The sequence below is a fragment of the Streptomyces sp. CC208A genome, from assembly GCF_030010625.1.
Classification (GTDB): Bacteria; Actinomycetota; Actinomycetes; order Streptomycetales; family Streptomycetaceae; genus Streptomyces.
On the sequence record NZ_JASCXN010000002.1, the window covers coordinates 64,952 to 84,436 of the forward strand.

General features: G+C 72.3%; 19 protein-coding genes and 3 pseudogenes. 14 read left to right on the plus strand and 8 right to left on the minus strand.

Annotated features, from left to right (window positions below; genetic code table 11):
* The first annotated feature begins 323 nt into the window (after nucleotides 1-323).
* The 9 genes from QK442_RS02510 to QK442_RS02550 all read left to right on the plus strand — a co-directional run bounded on the left by QK442_RS02510 (nucleotide 324) and on the right by QK442_RS02550 (nucleotide 8,242).
* Entirely contained in the window at nucleotides 324-1,343 is a 1,020-nt protein-coding gene (locus QK442_RS02510) for a methyltransferase (RefSeq protein WP_282692105.1), read from the plus strand.
* Nucleotides 1,340-2,515, plus strand: a complete 1,176-nt coding sequence (locus QK442_RS02515) for a tryptophan 2,3-dioxygenase family protein (protein WP_282692106.1) — start codon at nucleotides 1,340-1,342, stop codon at nucleotides 2,513-2,515. Before QK442_RS02510 ends, QK442_RS02515 begins: the two co-directional genes overlap by 4 nt.
* A 105-nt stretch (nucleotides 2,516-2,620) precedes the next feature.
* Nucleotides 2,621-3,772: an enduracididine biosynthesis enzyme MppP gene (gene mppP / locus QK442_RS02520; RefSeq protein ID WP_282692107.1), complete on the plus strand. Its 1,152-nt coding sequence runs from the start codon at nucleotides 2,621-2,623 to the stop codon at nucleotides 3,770-3,772.
* Nucleotides 3,772-4,950, plus strand: a complete 1,179-nt coding sequence (locus QK442_RS02525; protein WP_282692108.1) for an aminotransferase class I/II-fold pyridoxal phosphate-dependent enzyme — start codon at nucleotides 3,772-3,774, stop codon at nucleotides 4,948-4,950. The genes mppP and QK442_RS02525 overlap by 1 nt, the downstream gene beginning before the upstream one ends.
* A complete protein-coding gene (mppR, locus tag QK442_RS02530; protein ID WP_282692109.1) occupies nucleotides 4,947-5,744 on the plus strand; it encodes an enduracididine biosynthesis enzyme MppR in 798 nt (265 codons plus the stop codon). Before QK442_RS02525 ends, mppR begins: the two co-directional genes overlap by 4 nt.
* A gap of 29 nt (nucleotides 5,745-5,773) precedes the next feature.
* A complete protein-coding gene (locus QK442_RS02535; protein ID WP_282692110.1) occupies nucleotides 5,774-5,986 on the plus strand; it encodes an MbtH family protein in 213 nt (70 codons plus the stop codon).
* Nucleotides 5,983-6,867 carry an alpha/beta fold hydrolase gene (locus QK442_RS02540; protein WP_282692111.1) on the plus strand — a complete coding sequence of 295 codons (885 nt, stop codon included), beginning with the start codon at nucleotides 5,983-5,985 and terminating at the stop codon, nucleotides 6,865-6,867. The genes QK442_RS02535 and QK442_RS02540 overlap by 4 nt, the downstream gene beginning before the upstream one ends.
* A 27-nt stretch (nucleotides 6,868-6,894) precedes the next feature.
* Nucleotides 6,895-7,629 carry a polyprenol monophosphomannose synthase gene (locus tag QK442_RS02545; protein WP_282692112.1) on the plus strand — a complete coding sequence of 245 codons (735 nt, stop codon included), beginning with the start codon at nucleotides 6,895-6,897 and terminating at the stop codon, nucleotides 7,627-7,629.
* Between the two features lie 67 nt (nucleotides 7,630-7,696).
* Nucleotides 7,697-8,242 carry an AAA family ATPase gene (locus QK442_RS02550; protein ID WP_282692113.1) on the plus strand — a complete coding sequence of 182 codons (546 nt, stop codon included), beginning with the start codon at nucleotides 7,697-7,699 and terminating at the stop codon, nucleotides 8,240-8,242.
* A 15-nt stretch (nucleotides 8,243-8,257) separates the two neighbouring features.
* Here the strand turns inward: QK442_RS02550 and QK442_RS02555 are convergent.
* Nucleotides 8,258-8,742 (minus strand): annotated as a pseudogene (locus QK442_RS02555) (IS5 family transposase); the annotation flags it as partial.
* 92 nt (nucleotides 8,743-8,834) lie between these two features.
* On the opposite strand from QK442_RS02555, the pseudogene QK442_RS02560 reads away from it, so the two are divergent.
* Both QK442_RS02560 and QK442_RS02565 read left to right on the plus strand, forming a co-directional pair.
* Nucleotides 8,835-9,223, plus strand: a pseudogene (locus tag QK442_RS02560) (transposase); the annotation flags it as partial.
* A 201-nt stretch (nucleotides 9,224-9,424) separates the two neighbouring features.
* Entirely contained in the window at nucleotides 9,425-10,102 is a 678-nt protein-coding gene (locus tag QK442_RS02565; protein WP_349239630.1) for a multicopper oxidase domain-containing protein, read from the plus strand.
* Between the two features lie 15 nt (nucleotides 10,103-10,117).
* Here the strand turns inward: QK442_RS02565 and QK442_RS02570 are convergent, their stop codons facing one another.
* From QK442_RS02570 to QK442_RS02580, 3 genes are all read right to left on the minus strand, one after another.
* Nucleotides 10,118-10,921: an alpha/beta hydrolase gene (locus tag QK442_RS02570; RefSeq protein ID WP_282692114.1), complete on the minus strand. Its 804-nt coding sequence runs from the start codon at nucleotides 10,919-10,921 to the stop codon at nucleotides 10,118-10,120.
* A 147-nt stretch (nucleotides 10,922-11,068) separates the two neighbouring features.
* On the minus strand, nucleotides 11,069-11,662 hold the full coding sequence (locus QK442_RS02575; RefSeq protein ID WP_282692115.1) for a TetR/AcrR family transcriptional regulator: 594 nt from the start codon (nucleotides 11,660-11,662) through the stop codon (nucleotides 11,069-11,071).
* Entirely contained in the window at nucleotides 11,659-12,750 is a 1,092-nt protein-coding gene (locus tag QK442_RS02580; RefSeq protein WP_282692448.1) for a saccharopine dehydrogenase, read from the minus strand. Before QK442_RS02580 ends, QK442_RS02575 begins: the two co-directional genes overlap by 4 nt.
* A gap of 585 nt (nucleotides 12,751-13,335) precedes the next feature.
* Between QK442_RS02580 and QK442_RS02585 the strand changes: the two are divergent.
* Nucleotides 13,336-14,107 (plus strand): annotated as a pseudogene (locus QK442_RS02585) (ISL3 family transposase); the annotation flags it as partial.
* Nucleotides 14,108-14,179: 72 nt separating this feature from the next.
* Here the strand turns inward: QK442_RS02585 and QK442_RS02590 are convergent.
* Nucleotides 14,180-14,326 (minus strand): hypothetical protein, encoded by a 147-nt coding sequence (locus QK442_RS02590; protein WP_282692116.1) that lies wholly within the window; start codon nucleotides 14,324-14,326, stop codon nucleotides 14,180-14,182.
* A gap of 13 nt (nucleotides 14,327-14,339) precedes the next feature.
* The gene (locus QK442_RS02595) at nucleotides 14,340-14,621 is read right to left on the minus strand and encodes a transposase (protein ID WP_282692117.1); all 282 of its coding nucleotides are present in this window, start codon (nucleotides 14,619-14,621) and stop codon (nucleotides 14,340-14,342) included.
* Nucleotides 14,622-14,993: 372 nt separating this feature from the next.
* Here QK442_RS02595 and QK442_RS02600 point away from each other — a divergent pair, with 372 nt between their 5' ends.
* A complete protein-coding gene (locus tag QK442_RS02600; RefSeq protein ID WP_282692118.1) occupies nucleotides 14,994-15,554 on the plus strand; it encodes a hemerythrin domain-containing protein in 561 nt (186 codons plus the stop codon).
* A 180-nt stretch (nucleotides 15,555-15,734) separates the two neighbouring features.
* Nucleotides 15,735-16,280 carry a hypothetical protein gene (locus QK442_RS02605; RefSeq protein WP_349239628.1) on the plus strand — a complete coding sequence of 182 codons (546 nt, stop codon included), beginning with the start codon at nucleotides 15,735-15,737 and terminating at the stop codon, nucleotides 16,278-16,280.
* Between the two features lie 94 nt (nucleotides 16,281-16,374).
* Here QK442_RS02605 and QK442_RS02610 read toward each other — a convergent pair whose 3' ends face one another.
* Nucleotides 16,375-16,866: a hypothetical protein gene (locus tag QK442_RS02610; protein WP_282692119.1), complete on the minus strand. Its 492-nt coding sequence runs from the start codon at nucleotides 16,864-16,866 to the stop codon at nucleotides 16,375-16,377.
* Entirely contained in the window at nucleotides 16,863-19,349 is a 2,487-nt protein-coding gene (locus tag QK442_RS02615; protein ID WP_282692120.1) for a nitrate reductase, read from the minus strand. The genes QK442_RS02610 and QK442_RS02615 overlap by 4 nt, the downstream gene beginning before the upstream one ends.
* Nucleotides 19,350-19,485: the final 136 nt, after the last annotated feature.

Below are 19,485 nucleotides of genomic sequence, written 5' to 3' on the forward strand. Positions count from 1 at the left end.
CGTGCGGCCGCCCGGCCGGATCCCGACGCCCGTCGCACAGCTGTTCATGGGCTGGCCGACCGCTGTTCACGGTCGGCCGGCGGGCGGGCCCTGCGGCGAGGAGGCCCGCCGTGGCGCCCCGGGCGGCGCGCCACGGCCGGAGCGCGGGCCTCGGGGCGGCCCCGAGCTGGGGGTTTCACTCTGCGGGCAACAAGATGGCCGATCCGTCGCGCCCGCCGAAATACTTGTCGACGCCCCGGGGATTTCTCACCGCCGGGTCATGGGGCACAAATCGAGCCCGATAAAGCTTGACAATTCCCTTGCATCGATGGGCAGCGAAAACAATGATTCCTGCGAATCTGGAACGCGCCGTCTACGGAATGTATGCCACCCACGCCCTGCACGTCGCGGACAGGCACGGCGTGTTCGAGCACCTGACGCGGCACAGCGGCGACAGCGCCGAGAAGATCGCGGCCGCCCTGGCCGTCGACGAGGACACCCTGGAGCGGCTCCTGCTGGTGCTGGCCTCCTTCGGCGTCCTCGACGCGGAAGGAGGGCGCTACGGGCTCGCCGCGGGCGTGCGGCCCTACGTCGACCGCGAGGACCCCCGCTTCCTGATGGGCTTCGTCGACCACCTGCTCGGCGACACCGCCGAGCAGTTCGGGCGGCTGAACGGCTATCTGCGCGCCGGCAAGGCCGAGACCGACCGGGACGCGCCGGCCCCGTTCGAGTCCCTCTACCGCGACGAGGAGTCGGTGGGCCGCTTCCTCGACGCGATGTGGGGCCTCAGCCACCACGTCTCGCACGAGCTCGCCGCCCTGGCCGACCTGGGCGAATCCCGCCGGCTGATCGACGTCGGCGGAGCGAGCGGCCCCTTCTCCGTGGCCGCCCTCCGGGCCTTCCCCGAGCTCCGCTCGACCGTCTTCGACCTCCCCCAGGTCGGCCCGCACCTGACCGCACGCGCCGCCGAGCACGGACTCGGCGACCGCCTCGACTTCGCGGCGGGCGACTTCTTCCGCGACCCGCTGCCGGCCGGCGACTGCTTCGCCTTCGGCTACATCCTGTCCGACTGGGACGACGAGACCTGCGCGGCGCTGCTGCGCAAGGCGTACGAGGCGTGCCTCCCCGGCGGCCGTGTCCTGATCATGGAGCGGCTCTTCGACGACGACCGCGGCGGCCCGCTCGCCACGGCCGTCATGAACCTCTCCATGCACGTCGAGACCCAGGGCCGGCACCGCACGGCGGCGGAGTACCTGGAACTGTTGCGCGGGGCCGGGTTCACGGACGGCACGGTCCGGCGCTCCACCGGCGACAAGCACCTGGTCATCGGCCGGCGGCCCACCGAGAGCGGGTCCGGGAGATGAGCGCCGTACGCTCCGTCGCCCCGCCCCGCTCGCGGGAACTGCCCGCCGTCTGCGCCGAGCTGGCCGCCCGGCTGCACGCGACGCCCGTCGCCGAGCTGCCCGAGGACGAGCTCCTCCGGCTCTCCGCGCTCCACGACACGAGCGCGGCCGGACCGGAGAGCGAGGAGAACGAGATCCTGCGGCTCCTGACCCGGCCCTTCAGCAAGCGCCTCGACATACCCGAGTACTACCGGTACACGGGACTGCACGTGGCCGGCTGGTACTTCGCCCGGCGGGAGGACTCGTACGAGGCGGCCCTGCTGCTCCTGCACGCGCTCGTGAGCGAGCTGATCGCCCTGGAGGAGCGCGAGGCCGGACTGCACGAGACCACGGTCGAGGAGGGCGCCGAACGCGTGCGCCGCCTGGAGGCCGTCCTCGACCACCTGGGCGGCTCCCCCCTCGGCCAGGGCCGCACCATGACGAGCGCCGAACTGGTCCGGCTCGCCGACCACGACGACGTCCTGGTGCGCGACCTCCTCGTGGTCAACCGCTGTTCGGGTTTCCGCCGGTCGGACAAGCACGACGAGCACATGTTCATGCGCACCGTGCAGGCCTGCGAGATCGGCTTCTTCCTCGTCCGCTGGACCGCCCGCCGCGCCACCGAGGCCATCGGCCGCGACCGCGACGAGGCCCTCCTGCGGCTGCGTCAGCTCACCTCGGCGTCCGAACTCCTGAACGTCCTCTTCCACGCGCTGCGGACGCTGACCCCGGAGCTCTTCATGGGTTTCCGGGACGCGACCGGCAGCGCCAGCGCGGTCCAGTCGCTCAACTACCACCTGATGGAACTGGTGGTGTACGGCCACGACGACCGGAAGGCCGAGATCTACGAGCGCTTCGCGCACCTGGCCCCGATCACCAGCCCGCTGCTCCGCGCCTTCACCTCCCTGCGGGACGCGGCGGCCGGCGCCCACGACGCCGACGTACGCGAGGCGTTCGCCGCGAGCGAGGCGCCGCTGCACGTGTGGCGCGGCCGGCACTACGGATTCGGCCGCCGCTATCTGCCGGAGATGACCGGCTCCGGCGGCACCGAGGGGGCCGGTTACCTCAAACGCTTCGTCGGGAAAGCCGGATTGGCTTCCGGTGACCGCATCGACGATGTCGAGCAACTCCTCATCCAGTTCGCCTTCTGCTGACGGAGGTCCCTCCTCGATTCCTATCCCGGCGTCCCGTACGCCGGTGAGTCCCGGCACCGCCGGGGCTCCAAGCACGCTTCGCCCGACACTCCTTGAGAGGTGCTTGTGAACAGAATTCAGCCCGCGGTCTCCGCAGAGAACCTGACGCAGTTCGAGACCCTCGCCCTCACCAGTCCGATGAACCTCGCCGACGGCCACGCCCGCCAGCAGCTCACGGCCGCGCAGGGAAAGATCGTCGCCGAATTGCCGTCCCTGTGGGCCGAGGCCGCCCTGCGCCCGGTCGACGAGATCGAACAGGAGACCGCCGACGCGTTCTTCGGCATGCTCGGCCAGCACAGCCACCCCGCCGCGGCCGGACGGACGCTGAGCTGCTACTCGTCCTCGCTGGCCATGGAGATCCTCGCCCGCTCCCTGGTCACCACGTCCGACGCGGTGGCCCTGATCCACCCCACCTTCGACAACATCCCCGACATCCTGCGCGGCGTCGGCCTGCGGCTCGTACCGGTCGAGGAGGAACAGGCCCACGACGACGACCTGCCGGCGGAGCTGCTCGAACAGGTCGGCTGCGTCTTCATCACCACGCCGAACAACCCCACCGGCCGGGTGATGAGCGAGGACCGCCTGCGCAGGCTCGCCGAACAGTGCGCCGAGCACGGCGTGGTGCTCGCCCTGGACACCTGCTTCCGGGGGTTCGACCCCGCCGCCCAGTACGACCACTACGCCGTGCTCGACGCGAGCGGCTGCCGCTGGGTGGTCATCGAGGACACCGGCAAGCTGTGGCCCACGCTCGAACTCAAGATCGGCTGGCTGGTCCGCTCGGCCAACGTGGACCTGCCGATCGAGAAGATCCACTCGGACATCCTGCTCGGCACCTCGCCGCTGATCATGCTCATGGTGAAGAAGTTCGCCGAGGACGGGGCCGACGGCGGCCTGGCCGAGCTCCAGCGCACGATCGCCGACCACCGGGCCCTCGTCCGCACCGCCCTGGACGGCGTGCCCGACATCGGCTTCGTCGACGGGAACGCCCGGGTCAGCGTGGACCGCCTGCACGTCGGCTCCCGCCTCGCCATGGACGTCTGGTCGGCGGTCCGCTCGCAGAACCTCTACGTGCTCCCCTGCCAGAAGTTCCACTGGGCGAGGCCGCACGAGGGCGAGCGGATGCTGCGCCTGGCCCTCTCGCGCAACCCCTCCACCCTGCTCGCGGGCGCGCGGGTGCTGCGCTCGGCCCTGCTCGACACCGCCGGGACGCAGGGCTGATGGTCCGTCCGGCCCCGACGGCCGCCCCGCTCCCGCACGCCCGGTGGTGGCGCGCGGGAGTGGTGCAGGCCGTCTCCCCGCCCGGCGTCATCGACCTGGGGCCGGGCTATCTGGAACCGGGCCTGCTCCCGGTCGACGAGGTCCTCCCGCTCTACGCGGAGGCCCTCACCGAGTTCGGCCCCGCCGCCCTCGGCTACGGGGCCAACGCCGGGGCCGAGCCGCTGCGCGCCCTGCTGGCCGCCCGGCACGGCTGCGCGGCCGAGGAGGTCATGGTCACCGCCGGCACCTCGCAGGCGCTGGCCCTGCTGTGCACCGTCCTCGGCCGGCCCGGCCGCTCCGTCCTGGTCGAACGCACCTGCTACGACCTGGGCCGCACCGTCATGACCGACCACGGACTGAGCCCGCACGAGGTGGACGCCGACGGCGAGGGCGTCCGGCCCGAGGCCCTCGACCGGGCCCTCTCGCGCGGCGACGACGTGGCCTTCGTCTATCTGACGCCGACCTTCCACAACCCGACCGGCACCGTCGCGGGCGAACCCCGCCGCCGGGAACTGCTCGCCGTCGCCGCCCGGCACGGCGTGCCGATCGTGGAGGACGACGCGTACGCGGAACTGGGCCTGGACGGCTCCGCCCCGCCGCCCCCGCTCGCCGCACTGGCCGGAGGGCGCGGCGTGATCCGGCTCGGCTCGTTCTCCAAGACCCTCGGACCGGGCCTGCGACTGGGCTGGCTGCAGGCCGAACCGGACCTGGTCGGAACCCTGACGGGCCGTGGACAACTGCTCAGCGGCGGAGCGCTCAACCACCTGACCTCCCTTGCCGTGACCATGCTGCTGGGGGACGGCCGCTACGACCGGCGGCTCTCGTGGCTGCGCGGGCAGCTCCGGCTGCGGCGCGACACGCTCGTGGCGGCCCTGCGGGCCGGCCTGGGCGAGTCGGTCACCGTCAGCAGCCCAGCGGGGGGCTTCTTCCTCTGGCTGGCCTTCCGGCCGGGGCACAGCGAGGCGTCGCTGCTCGCCGCGGCCGACCGGGCGGGCGTCGCGGTGGCGCCGGGCTCCCGCTTCGGCAGCACGGACGGCACCCGCCTGCGGCTCGCGTACAGCTTCCACTCACCCGACCGTCTGGCGGAGGCGGCCGCACGGCTCGCCCCCGCCTGGAGAAACGAGGAGTCCCTTCGATGACCGGTTCCGTCGTCAGCGGTCCGCTCGGCTACAGCCTTCCGCTCTCCCCGTCCGGCACCTCGGCCACGCTGACCCCTCCGCCGTGGCACTTCGCCGGCGAGGTCGTGATGGTCGACTACCGGGTGGACCCGGAGGCGGCGGCGCGGTTCCTGCCGCCCGAGCTCGACCTCGGCGCCGACCCGGGGCAGGCCGCCGCGGTCTTCGCCCGCTGGCAGTGGTGCTCGGAGCCGGGCACCGAGCTGGCCGACCCGGGGGCCAGCCAGTTCAACGAGTTCCTGATCCTGCTCGGCTGCGAGTACCAGGGCCGCCGCCTGGCCCGCTGCCCGTACGCCTGGGTCGACCAGCCCGTGCCGCTGCTGCGCGGCTGGGTGCAGGGCATGCCGAAGCAGTTCGGCGAGGTGCACCAGACCTGGCCGATGCGCGTCGGCAGGGCGGGCCCCCTGGACTCCGCCGGAGGTACGTACCACGGCACCGCCTCGGCGGGCGGCCGCCGGATCGTCCACGCGTCGGTGACCGCGACCGCCCCGGCCGCCGAACCGCCGGAGCTGCACACCGTGCCGCTGGTGCACAGCCGGGTCCAGCCGGCCTGGCTGCCCGGCGAGAAGCCGTCCGTCGAGCTTGTGACCTCGACCGTCACGGGGGTCGAGTTCTCGGAGGTGTGGTCGGGCGACGCGACGCTCGACCTGTTCGACGTGCTCGACGCGGACTTCGCCTCGCTGCGGCCGGTCTCGGTCGGGCGAGGCCATGTCTTCGGCTACGCCGAGACGCTCGTCTCCGGCCAGGCCCTCGTCTGAAAATCCCACCCCTTCAGGAGGAGCAGAAGATGACCAACCCGTTCGACGACACCGACGCGACCTTCAAGGTGCTGGTCAACGACGAGGGCCAGCACTCGCTCTGGCCCTCCTTCGCCGCCGTGCCCGAGGGATGGCACATCGCGCTCGCCGACGCGGAACGCGGCACCTGCCTCGCGTATGTCGAGGAGCACTGGACCGACATGCGCCCGAAGAGCCTGGCCGACCGGATGGCCACGCCGTGAGGGGCGTCGCGGTCGTCGGCGGCACCCGGCTGCACTACGACGACGTCGCGCCCGACGGCCCGGGGACCGGCGAGCCGGTCGTCCTGGTCATGGGCGCGGGCGGGCGCGGCCGGGCGTGGCACCTGCACCAGCTCCCCGCCCTCGTCGAGGCCGGCTACCGGGTGATCACGTACGACTCCCGAGGCGTGCCCCCCAGCGACCCCGGCGAGGCGGGGTTCACCGTCGCCGATCTCGCGGCCGACCTGGCCGGGCTCATCGAGCACCTGGACGCCGGTCCCTGCCGCCTGGTGGGGACCTCGCTCGGCGCGCACGTGGTGGAGGAGCTGCTGCTGACCCGGCCCGAACTGGCCACCGCCGCCGTCCTGATGGCCACCCGCGGCCGCGACGACCACCTGCGCGCGGCGGCCGCCAGGGCCGAGCTCGAACTCCTCGACTCCGGCATCAGCCTGCCGCCCCGCTACCACGCGGCCCTGCAGGCGATCCAGAACCTGTCCCCGCACACGCTCGACGACGAGGTCGCGGTCTCCGACTGGCTGTCGGTGTTCGAGCAGTCGCTGTCCACCGGCCCCGGACTGCGGCACCAGCTCGCCATCACCCCGGCCCCCGGCCGTCTCGCGGCCTACGCCGAGATCACCACCCCCTGCCTGGTCCTCGCCTTCGCCGACGACCTGGTCACGCCCCCGCACCTGGTCGCCGAGGTGGCCCGCGCCATCCCCCACGCCACCCACCGCCTCGTCCGGCACGCGGGCCACTACGGGTACCTGGAGCGGCCGGAGGAGGTGAACCGGCAGATCCTCGCGTTCTTCCGCACCACCCCGGCCCGTCCGCTCGCCCGCACGGGCCGTGCCGCGCCCCACGGGCACCGCGTGCCCACCCCCTGAACCGTCGCCGACCGAGGAAACCCGCCGATGGCCCCCGTACCCCTGAAGACCGTCGTCGTCGTGCCGACCTACAACGAGCGGGACAACCTGCCCGTCCTGGCCGGTCTGCTCGCGGAGCTGCCGGTGCCGAACCTGCGGCTGCTCGTGGTCGACGACGACTCGCCCGACGGCACCGGCGAGGTCGCCGACAAACTCGCCGCCGATTCGCCGGACACCGTCGGCGTGCTGCACCGCGTCACCAAGGACGGACTGGGTCGCGCCTACGTCGCCGGCATGACCCGCGCGCTGGACGAGGGCGCGGACGTCGTGGTCCAGATGGACGCCGACCTGTCGCACCCGCCCTCGGCGATCCCCGCCATGCTCGACACCCTGCGGACCGGGAACGCCGCCGCCGTCATCGGCTCGCGCTACGTGGCCGGCGGCTCGACCGCCCCCGACTGGCCCCGGTCCCGCAGGGCACTGTCGGCCTGGGCCAACGTCTACGTCAACACGATCCTGAGGCTGCGCCTGAAGGACGCCACCGCGGGGTTCAAGGCGTGGCGGGCCGAGACCCTGCGCGCGATCGACCTGGACTCGGTGCGCAGCAACGGCTACGCCTTCCAGTTCGAGATGAACCACCGTGCCGTCAGACGGGGCTTCACCCTCCTGGAAGTCCCGATCCGCTTCGAGGAACGGGACCGGGGCACGTCGAAGATGGACCTGGGCGTTCAGCTCGAATCCGCCCTCGCCCCGTGGAAGTTGTGCTTCGGCGGCAGACCCTAGGGTCTGTCTCCCCGATCCGTGCACATCTGGTTCGCGCGGCTCGACCACTCGGTGGCAGGGTGCAGTCATGGATCAAGCAGAGGTATTGCTCATCGGAGGGCGTGCCGGCGTCGGCAAGACGACGGTGGGGTGGGAGGTCTCGGCACGTTTGCGTGCTGCGACGGTTTCTCACTGTGTGATCGAAGGCGACTTCATGGGCCAGGCCCATCCCGCACCGGAGGGGGACCCGGACCGTAGGAAGATCGCCGAGCGCAATCTGGCGGCGCTCTGGTCGAACTATGCCGAGCTCGGGTACCGCCGCTTGATCTATACCAACACGGTGAGCGTCCTGGCCGAGAACGAGGGCATGTTCCTGCGAGCCATGGGTGCGGATGTCAGGATCGTGCGGGTGGTGCTCACCGCCTCCGACGCCACCGCCCGTGAGCGGCTGACCGGCCGGGAACTGGGCTCGGAGCTGGAGCAGGAGTTGGAGGCCAGCGCCCGCAAAGCGCGGATTCTGGATGAGCGGATGCCTCCGGACACGGTGCGGGTGGTGACCGACGGACGGACCGTGGTCGACATGGCGCGCGAGGTCGTGAGCGCCACCGGATGGCTGGCGAGCGCCCCCGGGTAGGTTCCTCGCCGCCCAGGGCCGAGTCCAGATGAGGATGGCGGCGACGTGGAGTGCGGTCTGGTAGGCGATGGCGAGCTTGCCCGTTCGCAGGGCCGGACCGCGCCACTGTTCGAGCCGGTTGATGCATCGCTCGACCGCGTTGCGCTGCTTGTACACCTCGGCATCGAACGCCGGTGGGCGACCGTGGGCGCGGCCTCGCCGTGGACGGTGGCCGACCCGTTCGGACGGTTGGGGAATGACAGCACGGATGCTTCGCCGACGAAGACGGGTCCGGATCGCCCGGGACGAACAGGCACGGTCCGCCAGGACGATGTCCGGGCGGGTGCCCGGTCGTCCAGGTCCGCTTCGCGGGACGCGGATGGCGGCCATGACGGTCTCGAAAGCGGGGCGTCGCCCGCCTGGTCGGCGGTGAGGTGAAGGGCCAAGGGCCGGGCGTGGCCGTCGCCGGCGAGATGGACCTTCGTGCTCAGGCCGCCGCGGGAGCGTCCAAGCGCATGGTCGCCGGGTGGGTCCGGGAGGTGTGGCCCTGCGTGGAAGGCTCGCGGCGGCCCGTGGGGCCTGGCTCGTCTTCGAGGACGAGGCCGGGCACTCCATGACGCCGCCACAGGCGAAGACCTGGTCACAGCGCGGCCGGACCCCCGTGGTGCGGGTCCGCGGCCGCTCTCGCGGACGGATGTCGATCGCCGCGCCGACCTGCCGCGAGCCCGGCCGCAGGTCGCGGCTGATCTACCGGCCGCGCCGGGACGACGGCCGGCGCGGCGGGCGCAAGAGCTTCTCCTGGCGCGACTACCGGGACCCGCCGATCGCCGCCCACCGGCGGCTCGGCGGCCCGACCGTCCTCGTCCGGGACAACCGCGACGTCCACAAGGCCGCCGGCCCGCGGGAGTTCGCCGAAGCCCGGGACCGGTCGACCATCTCCTGCCTGCCGCCCCGCGCACCCGGCCTCGGCCCGGCGAGGGCATCTGGCCACTGCTGCGGCGCATTACCCGCCGACGCGTCGGCGGAGAAGACGACGGTCGCCTGAGGGCCCCGCAGGACGCACCCCGCGCACGGCGCGGGCGGCATGGCCGTGTGCCTCGCCGCGCTCGGTGCCGGGGTTCTGCCCCTGGCGCGTGCCGCGCGCGGGCGGCTCCCGCCGGTGACACCGCCGCCGCGCCGGTACGCCTGGTGCACGCGTTCCGCGTGATCCCGCCGCCCGGGCCGGTCCCCGCTGACGCGCCCGTCGTACCGTCCTCGGTGCCGGCCCTGGCAGCCGTCGGCACCGGCCCGCTCACCGCCTGTTCCGGCGGCGGCATGGCGCCTCCTGCCGACCGCGCCACCTCCGACGGCAAGAAGGCCGGGGCCGCTGAAGCACTCCGCAGGCCCGGCCCGGAGCGGAAGGCGAGGCTCACCGAGGCCGAGACCCCGCTCGACCCCGGCGGCGGGCACACGGTCCGCTCCTGGGCGTACGGGGACGACCTGCCCGGCCGGGAGACGCGGGTCACCGTCGACGACACCCTCGTGCTCACCCTCGCCGGCCACCTTCCCGAGCCCGCGAGCGTCCACCGGCACGGAATCGCCCTGCCCGACGACATGGACGGCGTGCCCGGCCTCACCCGGCGCGACACCCGGCTCGGCGGATCCTTCGATCACCGTTTCGCGGTCGCCCACCCCGGCACGTACTGGTTCCACCGGGACACCGTCGCCACGGGGCGGTCCCGGTTCCTGCCTCACCGGCTCGACGGACTCGCCGAAGAGCCCGGGCCCGGGGCGCCGCGGCCCTCACGGACACCCGGGTCGGAGAGGCCGTGGTGCCCGCTCCGACGGGCCGGCGGGGGCCGCGTTCCGGAGTCGGCCAGGCACCTCCGGACGCGCCGCTGAGCGCGGCGCCGGGGCTCAGGGGTGCTGGTGGAGGAACCGCACGATGGCATTGTTCACGCGCTCTGGTTCCTGCTCTGCCGGGTAGTGGCCGGACCGTTCGAAGACGAGCGGGGTGACGTCGGTCGCGAGGGCGGCCAGTCCTTCTGCGACAGCCACCCCCATCGCGTGCCGGCCTCCGACCGCCAGGACGGGTGTGGAGATCGGCCGCCGGGAGAGTGCCCGGATGTCCTCGACGTCTTCCGACCGGGTGCGGTAGTACGCGAGCCCGGCGTCCAGGACGCCTGGAGCGCTGTACGCCTCGACGTAGGCGTGCAGGACGTCCGGGGCGAGGCCGGTCGGTCCGGCGCTCTGTTGCAGGAAGGCGCCGTAGTACGCCGCTTCCCGCCCGGGTACGAGCTGCTCGGCGAGGCCGGGTGCTCGGTTGAAGGGGCCGTGCCAAGCCGGATAGTGGCTTCGGCCGGCAGGGGGGATCTCGACGTCGACCCCGGGAAGGATCTCCTCCTCGACGACGAGCGCACTGACCGACTCGGGCGCTGCGGCGGCCATGAGGTATCCGACCGTCGCGCCCCAGTCGTGACCGACGACGGCGTAGCGGGTGACGCCCTCCCGCGCCAGCCGCGTCCGGACCCGTTCCGCAAGTGCCGCCTTGCGGTAGTCGCTCACGTCGGGGGCGGGGGCGACGCCGAGTCCGGGAAGCGTGACGGGGATCGTGGTGACACCGGCTGCCTCAAGGGCTGGAACCAGGTGTCGCCAGTGACCGGTCGTGACCGGCCAGCCGTGCAGGAGTACCGCCGTCGGGGTTCGGTTGTCGTGCGTCATGATGCCCTTCGGTATGCGCGATGGCTGTGGCGAGAACTCGATTCCGGCTCCGAGCTCGGTGGTCACCGCCGCCCGGACGGAGTCGGCACGGGTGATTCCGGTCGGAGCGAGGCCGCGGGGCGCGGAGTCCGCGGACTCCGCACGGCCTCAGTCCCGGTCTCCGTCCGTGAGGAGGGCGAGCAGGACGTGACGCAGATGGGCGTCCGTCCCGGCGCTGCGCCGCCCGGCGACGCCGGAGCGGAAGAGGGAGGCTCCTTCCATGAGCATCACGAAGACCTCGGCCCGCCGACGGGCGGTGTCCACGGACAGCACGGGGGCGTGGTCGCGGAGGAAGCCGGCCACATGGGTGGCGTACTGATCGTAGAAGGCGCGGACGGCCGCTGCGGCCTCCGGGTCGTGTGCGGCCATGGCCCAGACCTCGGTGAACAGCCTTACGAGAGCCGGGTCGTCGTGGTCGGAGAGGACGCCGTCGAGGAGCGCGTCGACGCTGTTGCCGTCCGGGCGACCGGTGAGGAGTGCGACCCGTTCCAGTGAGGAGGCGAGGACGCGGTCGAGGAGAGCGGACAGGAGGGCGGAGCGTGACGGGAAGTAGTACTGGAGGTGCCCGAGTCGTACGCCGGCCTCGTCCGCGACCGCCCGCAGTGTGAGTTCGGAGCCTCCGGACGAGGCGAGGATGCGCTCGGCCGCGTCCAGGAGGGCCGTGCGCCGCTGCCTGCCCTTGGGCGTCGGCTTGGTGCTCACGAGGCGACCTCGCCGTGGGCCCGGTCGGTTCCCTCGTCGAGGGCGAGCTCGACGCCGAGGGCCGCCAGGGAGTCGATCGCCTGGGCGGGGGACGGGTGTTGTTCGGGGAAGACCGGTCCTCGGGGGGCGGGGGAGCCGTCGGTGCCGAGGACGCGGCGCAGGCCCAGCACCGCACCGACCGCGGTCAGGTGGTGCTGTCCGAGGGGGTCGGTGACGGTCGTGGTGCGGGTGCGCCCCCGGTGGGAGACGTCGACGCGCACCTGGGCCGTGCCGCCCTCGCCGGGCGAGTGGAGGACGGCCCGGCGCACCGGGGTCCAGCGGTCACCGGACGCCCAGCGGAAGAACCCCGTCCTGCGCAGCGCGAGGAGTGCGCGGGTCGTGGCCGGGGAGCTGAAGCCGATGCGGGTGGCCGCCGTGGTGGCCCCGAGGGTCAGGGGGAAGGTGAACTGTTCCGGGGTGTCGATGCGCGCGACTCGTACCGGCGCACCGCCGATGCCCACGGTCCGCGTGTCCGTGAGCGGCGTGGCGAGCCGGCGTGCACCCCGCTCGACCACCTCGAAGTCCACGCCCAGCCGGTCCATGAACTCGACGGAATCCGCACCGGCCCGGTCGGCCGTGTCCCAGCGCACGGCGATCTCGATCCGCTCGGCGCCGCCCAGGTCCGCCGCGAGCGCCGCCGCCACCAGACTGCTCACCCCGCCCATCCAGGCGGAGGAGAACAGGACGGGTGAGTCCGGGCGGAGCAGGGCGGTGAGTGCGGTGGCCCGTTGCAGCCGGCTCGTCCAGCGCGTGATGTCGACGTAGGGGACGCCCCCTGCCACCGTCGCGCGCAGCACTCGGTCGTCAGGGTCGTTGACCGAGCTGATGACGGCCCGTACGTCCGCCCGGAAGGGGGTCGGGTCCGCCAGGTCCCAGGTGCGTGCCTCGCCCCCGAGGGCAACCGCCAGGGGCCGGCCCTTGTCGGGGGAACGCCCTGTGAGCAGGACCGGAGTGTCCGCGGCGACCATCCGGGCGATCTCGGCCCCCACGGTGCCGTACCCGCCGGTGATCAGTACGGGGCCGGAGGGGTCCAGGCGTACTTCGTCCATCGATTCAGTGATCATGCATCCCAGTATAGGTCGTACGACCTAGAAAGTTGCACGGGGACGTCCGGCGGCCGGGGCTCCTCGGTGCCCTGGCGGTCGTCGAACGATCTCCGGTCGGGGATCGCGGTCGGGTGACACGTCGCCGTGAACCGTCCGGTGCGGAGCGGCCCTTCGTGGAGCCGTCGCCCCGGTCCGGGTGGGGCGGCGGACGGCTGGACGCTCCTCGTGCGGAGGGCCGGGCCCGGCGGGGCGTGCCCGAGCGGTACGGCTCCCGAGTCACGCCTCCGCTCGCTTCCGCCGGCAGGCTGCGGACGGCGCCTTCGACCGGAGGCTCCGGGTCACCCGGGCGAAGACCGACTCGGCGGTCGGGACGGCGGGTTCACCGCGTGGCCCCTTCTTGGGGCCCGGGGGATCCCCGCCGGGGAAGGGGAGTACCGCCATCTCTGCGATGAGCGGTGGAGTGAGGCCGGCGGGCAGGCCGGGCCCCGGTTCGAAGGCGTCGCACGCCAGGGCCCGTTCGGCGCCTGCCGGGCTGACGGGGAGGCCGTCCATCCGGCGCGGTGCCCGCTGCCGCCATGACGGAGGGCGGCAGGCTGCTGGGCCGCCATCAACCCGCCTCCCCCGGCGGAGTACGCGAGCAGACCACCCGCGAACGCTGGAACAGGATCCACGATCTCCCCGGTCAAGGTATCGGCCTGCTCGACTGCTCTCGCCGGTTGGGCCTGGCCCTGAACACCGTCAAACGGTATGCCCGCGTGCCCGAACCCCAGACCCCGCGCCTCACCCCTGCCTACCGGCCCACCTTCCTCGAGCCCTACGACCGCGAGCACTTGCGCCGACGCCGTGCCGAAGAACCAGCCGTCCCGGTCGCCCACCTCCTCGAAGGGATCCGAGGACCGGGCTGCACCGGCGGCGCAAACCTGCTGGTCCGCTACCTCAACCAGGCCGCACCGAAGGTGATCGCCCCGTCACCACGGTGCGTCACGCCGGTCGCCTCCCGCTCACCCACCCCGAGAACCTACGCCCGAAGGAAACGGCCCTGTTGGAGAAGATCGCCGCGGCCTGTCCGCAGATGACCGCACTCGCCGATCCCATACGCGATTTCGTCGCTCTGCTGAAACCAGCCGAGGGCAACGACACGAAACTCACCGATCGGATCAGCACCACCCGCGCCGTCGCCCTGCCCCACCCGCGCAGTCTCGCCAACGGGCTCGAAAACGACCGGCCCGCCGTGAACACCGGCCTCACCCCGCCTTACCGCAACGGCCGCGCCGAAGGCGGCGACATCCGCACCAGGAGGATCATGCGGCAGACGCACGCACGTGCCGGATTCGACCTTCTCCGGCACCGCATCCTCCTGCGCCGTCCAGGCCGCACGCATCCTGTGACACCGCACCGACCTCGCCACCGGAAGATGCAGCCGCCAGACCGTCTACGCGGTCACGGACCCGACCTCGCAGGCTGCCTCGCCCTCGCGCCAGGCGCAGTAGGAGGAGCGGGTCACGTGCGGCACCCGGCACAGCAGCACGATCAGGTGGTTCGCCTTCTCCACGTGGATCAACCGGTACAGCTCGCTCACCGGTCGCCCTCCTTCACGAAGAGGGCCGTCGCTTTTCCAGGATCTCGATCGCCTGCTGCTGCTCGCGGACCTCCTTGCGTAGCCGCTTGAGCTCCTCGCGCGCGGCGCTGGTCAGCTCACCGGACTCGCCCTCGCCCCGGTCCGTCTTGGCCCGGCGGTACCAGCTGCGCAGGGACTCCGAGCTGATACCGAGTTCCCGGGCAACCGCGGTGACCGTCCTGACTGAGGAATCCGCGAGCGCGATCGCGTCCCGCTTGAACTCCTCGGCGTACCGCCTCGTGTGCTTGCTTCCCACCCGGTGCTACTTCCTCCGGAACCCCAGGATCCCAGTCTCCGGGCGTCCACGATCAAGGGGAAGCCTCACTCGGCGTTCCCACCGGTGCCGGGGGGTCGGGGGCTGCTGCAGGCGGTGCCTCAGCTGCCATCTCGGAGCCCCGCGCCAGGCCCCCGTGGCGTGCGGCTCGCGCGGCGTGGTGCCAGGAGGGACATGCGGCGAAGCGCAGCCCGGTTCGCCGGTCCACCCGCCTGCTGCACGGCGGGCGCTGCACCCGGCACAAGGAGCCGACCGGGTGAGACACAGTCCACCAAGCCCGCCCGTCGCACCAGACGTGGAACCAATGTCTGCGAGGCGGGGAGTTGCCCTGCCACGACGGAAGGCAGACAGACCATGGGACACGGCGGAAACGTGATCGACGAATTGAAGGCTGACCACCGAGAGGTGGAAGAGCTCTTCGGCCGGCTCCAGCAGATGACCGGCGGCGGGCAGGACCTGCGGGATCTGGTGGACGAGGTCACCATCGAGCTGGTGCGACATTCCGTGGCCGAAGAGGAGTACCTCTACCCGGCCGTACGCGAACACGTCGAGGGCGGAGACCGCCTGGCGGACAAGGAGATCAACGATCACAGCCGGGTCGAGAACCTCCTCAAGCAGCTGGAGAAGATGGACACCGCCGACCCCCGGATGAGCCCCACGCTCCAGCAGCTCATGGACGAGGTCGCCGCTCACGTCCGGGACGAGGAGAACAACCTCTTCCCCGCACTCGCCGAAGCCTGCAGCCCAGAGCAGTTGGACGAACTCGGCGACAAGGTCCGCCGGGCCAAGTCGATGGCACCCACCCGCCCGCACCCCTCCGCCCCGGACAGCCCGCCGGCCAACAAGCTCCTCGCCCCCGGCGCTGGGCTCGTCGACCGCGCCCGCGACTTCGTTTCCGGCCGCGGACGGTCCTGAACCACCTCTGCGGGGGCGGGCGCATCGCGCCGCCCCCGCAGAGGTGGTTCAGGACCGTCCGGTCGGAAGCTCGGGCGTGACGCGCATCATGCCGTTCTCCGCCTCACCCCACCTACACTGGTCGGCCACCCGCGGGGCAGCGCAGCCCCGCACCAGCGGCTCGCACAGTCACATCATGTGATGCACACGGACGAGCCCCGCCCCGAGGAACCGATCACCGTGGCCGCCGACCTCACCCCCGTCATAGCCGCATCCACCCGCTGGCTCCTGAACGCCTATCCACCCCCGCCAGGAGCCCTCAACCGCGCCCTGGCCGAGGCCCAGGCCCGCCAGGCCACCACCCTCGCGGCACACCTGCGCTACCCCACAGCCACGGACGTGCACCTGCTGCACCTGCTCGGCCCCGGCGGATCCGACCACCTCGACAGCCTCACCGGCAGACCTCCCGGTTCGGAGGAATCCGACACGCTGTGGCGGACCTGGGTCGACGAGACCGTGGTGAGCTGGGCCGCCGGATTCCTGGCCGAGCCGGCACTCACCGCCCGCGCACACCTGCTCTCCCAGGGCCTGGACGTCGAAGGCCTCCGGCGCCTGGCCGCGCCAGGCGATCACGAGAACGAGGCCGCCGTCCTGCTGCGCCATCCCGACCTTCTCGAACCGGTCGCCGCACTTCACCGCCCTCAGCTGCTCGAACTGCTCGACCGCAAGGACACCGCGGTGGCGTAGTCGTGCTCGGACACCCGGACAGGCCGGCCTTCCGCCGTGACGCCAGAGCCCGTGCCGGGTTCTTCCGGCGTGACATGCAAGGCCACGGGGACGGCTACAGGGAGGTGAGGGCCTGCGGCGCCAGATTCTTGATCATGGTGTTGGTCCAGCGCATCTGCCGCAGGGTCCGCGGATGGCAGGAGGAGGCGAGGGCGAGGAGCCGGGTGTCCTTGGATGCCTGGGCGGCCTGGGCGAGCATCTCCCAATGAAGGGACACGTGCGTGGCCGCCAGGTGCGTCTCGCGCAGGTCCCGCAGAAGCAGCAGGGCGGGTTCGGGACGGCTGCCCGTCAGGTCGGACGCCTTCCTCCTGAGCGAGGCGAGCAGGCCGTCGGAGCTGTCGCCGGGCGGGCCGGCGAGGTCGAGGCCGTAGTGGGCGGCCGTCTCGGCGAGGCGCCGCAGGTGCTCGCGGGACCACGCTGCGATATCGGTGGCGACATGGTGGACCTCGTGGTCGGCGCGGTGCCGTTCGGACAGCGCCATGAGCTCGTGGACGACGTTGCGTTCGCCGTGGTGGAGGGTGCGCAGGGCGAGGGTGATGCCGTTCACCGGTGGTCTTCCTTCCTGTCCCAGGTCGCGTCCGGCACCTGGGACACCTGTGCCGTGGGTCCTCCCGCGGTGGCCGGCGCGGCGTCGGGGCGTACCGGGGCGGAGGCTGTCGTGGTGGGGGCGGGGGAGGGCTCTTTGCCGCCGCGTTCGACGAGGGTGACCGCGGCCGCGGCCGTCTTGAACAGGGGCTGTTTGGAGGCCGGGTCCCAGTCGGTGACGGTGGTCTCGTTGGCGGCCCGTCCCGGGGCGGCGACGTCCGGGCCGGCACCGGAGGGGGTGTCCCAGTAGCCGTAGTGGAACGGTACGAAGACCACCCCCGGCCGCAGGTCCGTGACGCGCAGCCGGCCCCGCAGGGCTCCCCTGGCCGTTCGCACCTCCACCACATCGCCCTCGTTGAGGTCGAGCCGCTGCGCGTCGGCGGCGGAGAGCTCCACCCACACCTCGGGCGCCGCCGCGTTCAACTGCGGCGCACGGCCGGTCTTGGTACGGGTGTGGAACTGGTACAGGGTCCGTCCGGTCGTGAGCTGGAACGGGTACTCGTCGTCGGTCGTCTCGTGCGGCGGCAGGTAGTCGGCGGCCTTGAGCATGGCCTTGCCGTCGGGGTTGAGGGAGCGGTACTCGACCGCGCTGTCCGCGGCTCCGGTCACGAGGTCCTTGCCGTAGTGCTCGCACACGTCGGCGTGCGCCCAGGTGATGCCGTCGGTGTACAACCGGCTGGTGCCGTCGGGTGCCTGCTCGTTGACGGGCCACTGGATACCGCTTCCGCCGCGCAGTTTGGCGTAGGTCAGCCCGGTGTAGTCACACGGTCGGCCGGCACTGCACCGCTTCCACGCCTCGAAGGCCGATTCGGGGTCGTGCCAGCCGATCAGCGGTCCGCCGTCCTTGTCGCGGAAGTCCATGCGCGCGGCGTAGTCCAGGAAGACGTCGAGGTCCGGCCTCGCCTCACCGGGAGGCTCCACCGCCTTGTCCGACAGGTGCACCGTGCGGTCGGCGTTGGTGAACGTACCGGTCTTCTCGGCCCACGTCGCCGCGGGCAGCACCACGTCCGCGAGCTGCGCGGTCTCGGTAAGGAACAGGTCCTGCACCACCGTGAAGAGCCGCTCCTGCGACAGGATGGAGCGGATACGGCCCAGCTCGGGCAGGGAGACGGCGGGGTTCGTCCCGCTGATCCAGAGCATGCGCAGGGAGCCCTGTTCGGCGTACCGGAACATCTGCATGGCGTGGGTCGGCGGCGCGTAGTGGGGGATCGTCGCGGGGTCGACGTTCCAGACCTCCGCGAGATCGGCGACGTGCGCGTCGTTCTGCCAGTTACGGAATCCCGGCAGATCGCCGTTGGCCCCGCACTCGCGGGTGTTCTGCGCGGTGGGCTGCCCGTTCATCTGCAGCAGGCCGGCGCCGGGCTTCCCGAGCATGCCGCGGATCAGGTGGAGGTTGTTGATCTGCACGGCCGCCGCCGTGGCCTGGTGCGACTGGTAGACGCCCTGCAGCACGGTGGACAGAAGCCGGTCCGCGGTTCCGACGAGTTCGGCGGCCTCGGCGATCCGGGCGGCGGGGACGTCGCAGATGCCGGCCGCCCACTGCGGAGTGCAGTCCCGCACCCGGGCCACCAGCTCCTCGAAGCCGACCGTGTGCGCTTCGACGTACGCATGGTCGATCCGGTCGTGGCGGATCGTTTCGTGCAGAAGGGCGTTCAGCAGTGCCACGTTCGTGCCGGGGCGCGGTGCCAGGTGCACCGCGGCGCGGCGGGCCACGAGCGTCGGCCGCGGGTCGACACAGAGCAGCCGGGGCGGCTCGACTCCCTCCAGCCGATCGAGGATGCGCATCCACTGGACGGGCTGGGTCTCCGCGAGGTTATGGCCGAAAAGCGCGATGACGTCCGCGTGGTCGATGTCGTCGTAGCTGCCGGGCTGCCCGTCGCAGCCGAAGGTCTCCTTCAGCGCCTCCGCGGCGGTGGCGGTGCACAGGCGCGTGTTGCCGTCCAGGTGGTTCGTGCCGATCCCGGCCCGGGCGAGAACCGCAAGGGTGTAGTACTCCTCCAGGAACAGCTGCCCCGTGGTGTAGAAGCCGATGGACCCCGGTCCCCGATCGCGCAACAGCTCCCCGGAGCGGGCCACGACACGGTTCATCGCCGTCTCCCAGTCCGTCTCCACCAGCCTTCCGCCCTCCCGGACCAGCGGGCGCGTCAGCCGGTCGGGTGAGGCGTTGGCCTGCCAGCCGAAGAGGTCCTTCGGACCGAGCCTGCCCCGGTTGACACGGTCGACCGCCCGTCCGCGTACACCCACCATCCGGCCGTCGACGACCGCGATGTCCATGGCGTCCCCGTCCGAGTGCAGGATCGACGCGGCCTGCACCCACTTCTGCACCATGCCGGGCTCCATGCCGTCGGCCAGGAACGTGTCCACCCGTGCTCGCCACGGCGCATGCCGTTCGTGGGGCACCCGGCCGCCCCAGGGATTCGCGATCCGGTCCGCAGAAGACTCCATGACACCCTCCGGCCTCGGTGTGCAGACCGGTCATCGGTACCCCCACGGGTGGCAGGCTAACGGAACTCGAACGGACGCCACTCGCGTGCATGGACAGCCGCGCCCGCGGAGGCACAACCCACTCAAGAGGGGCCGG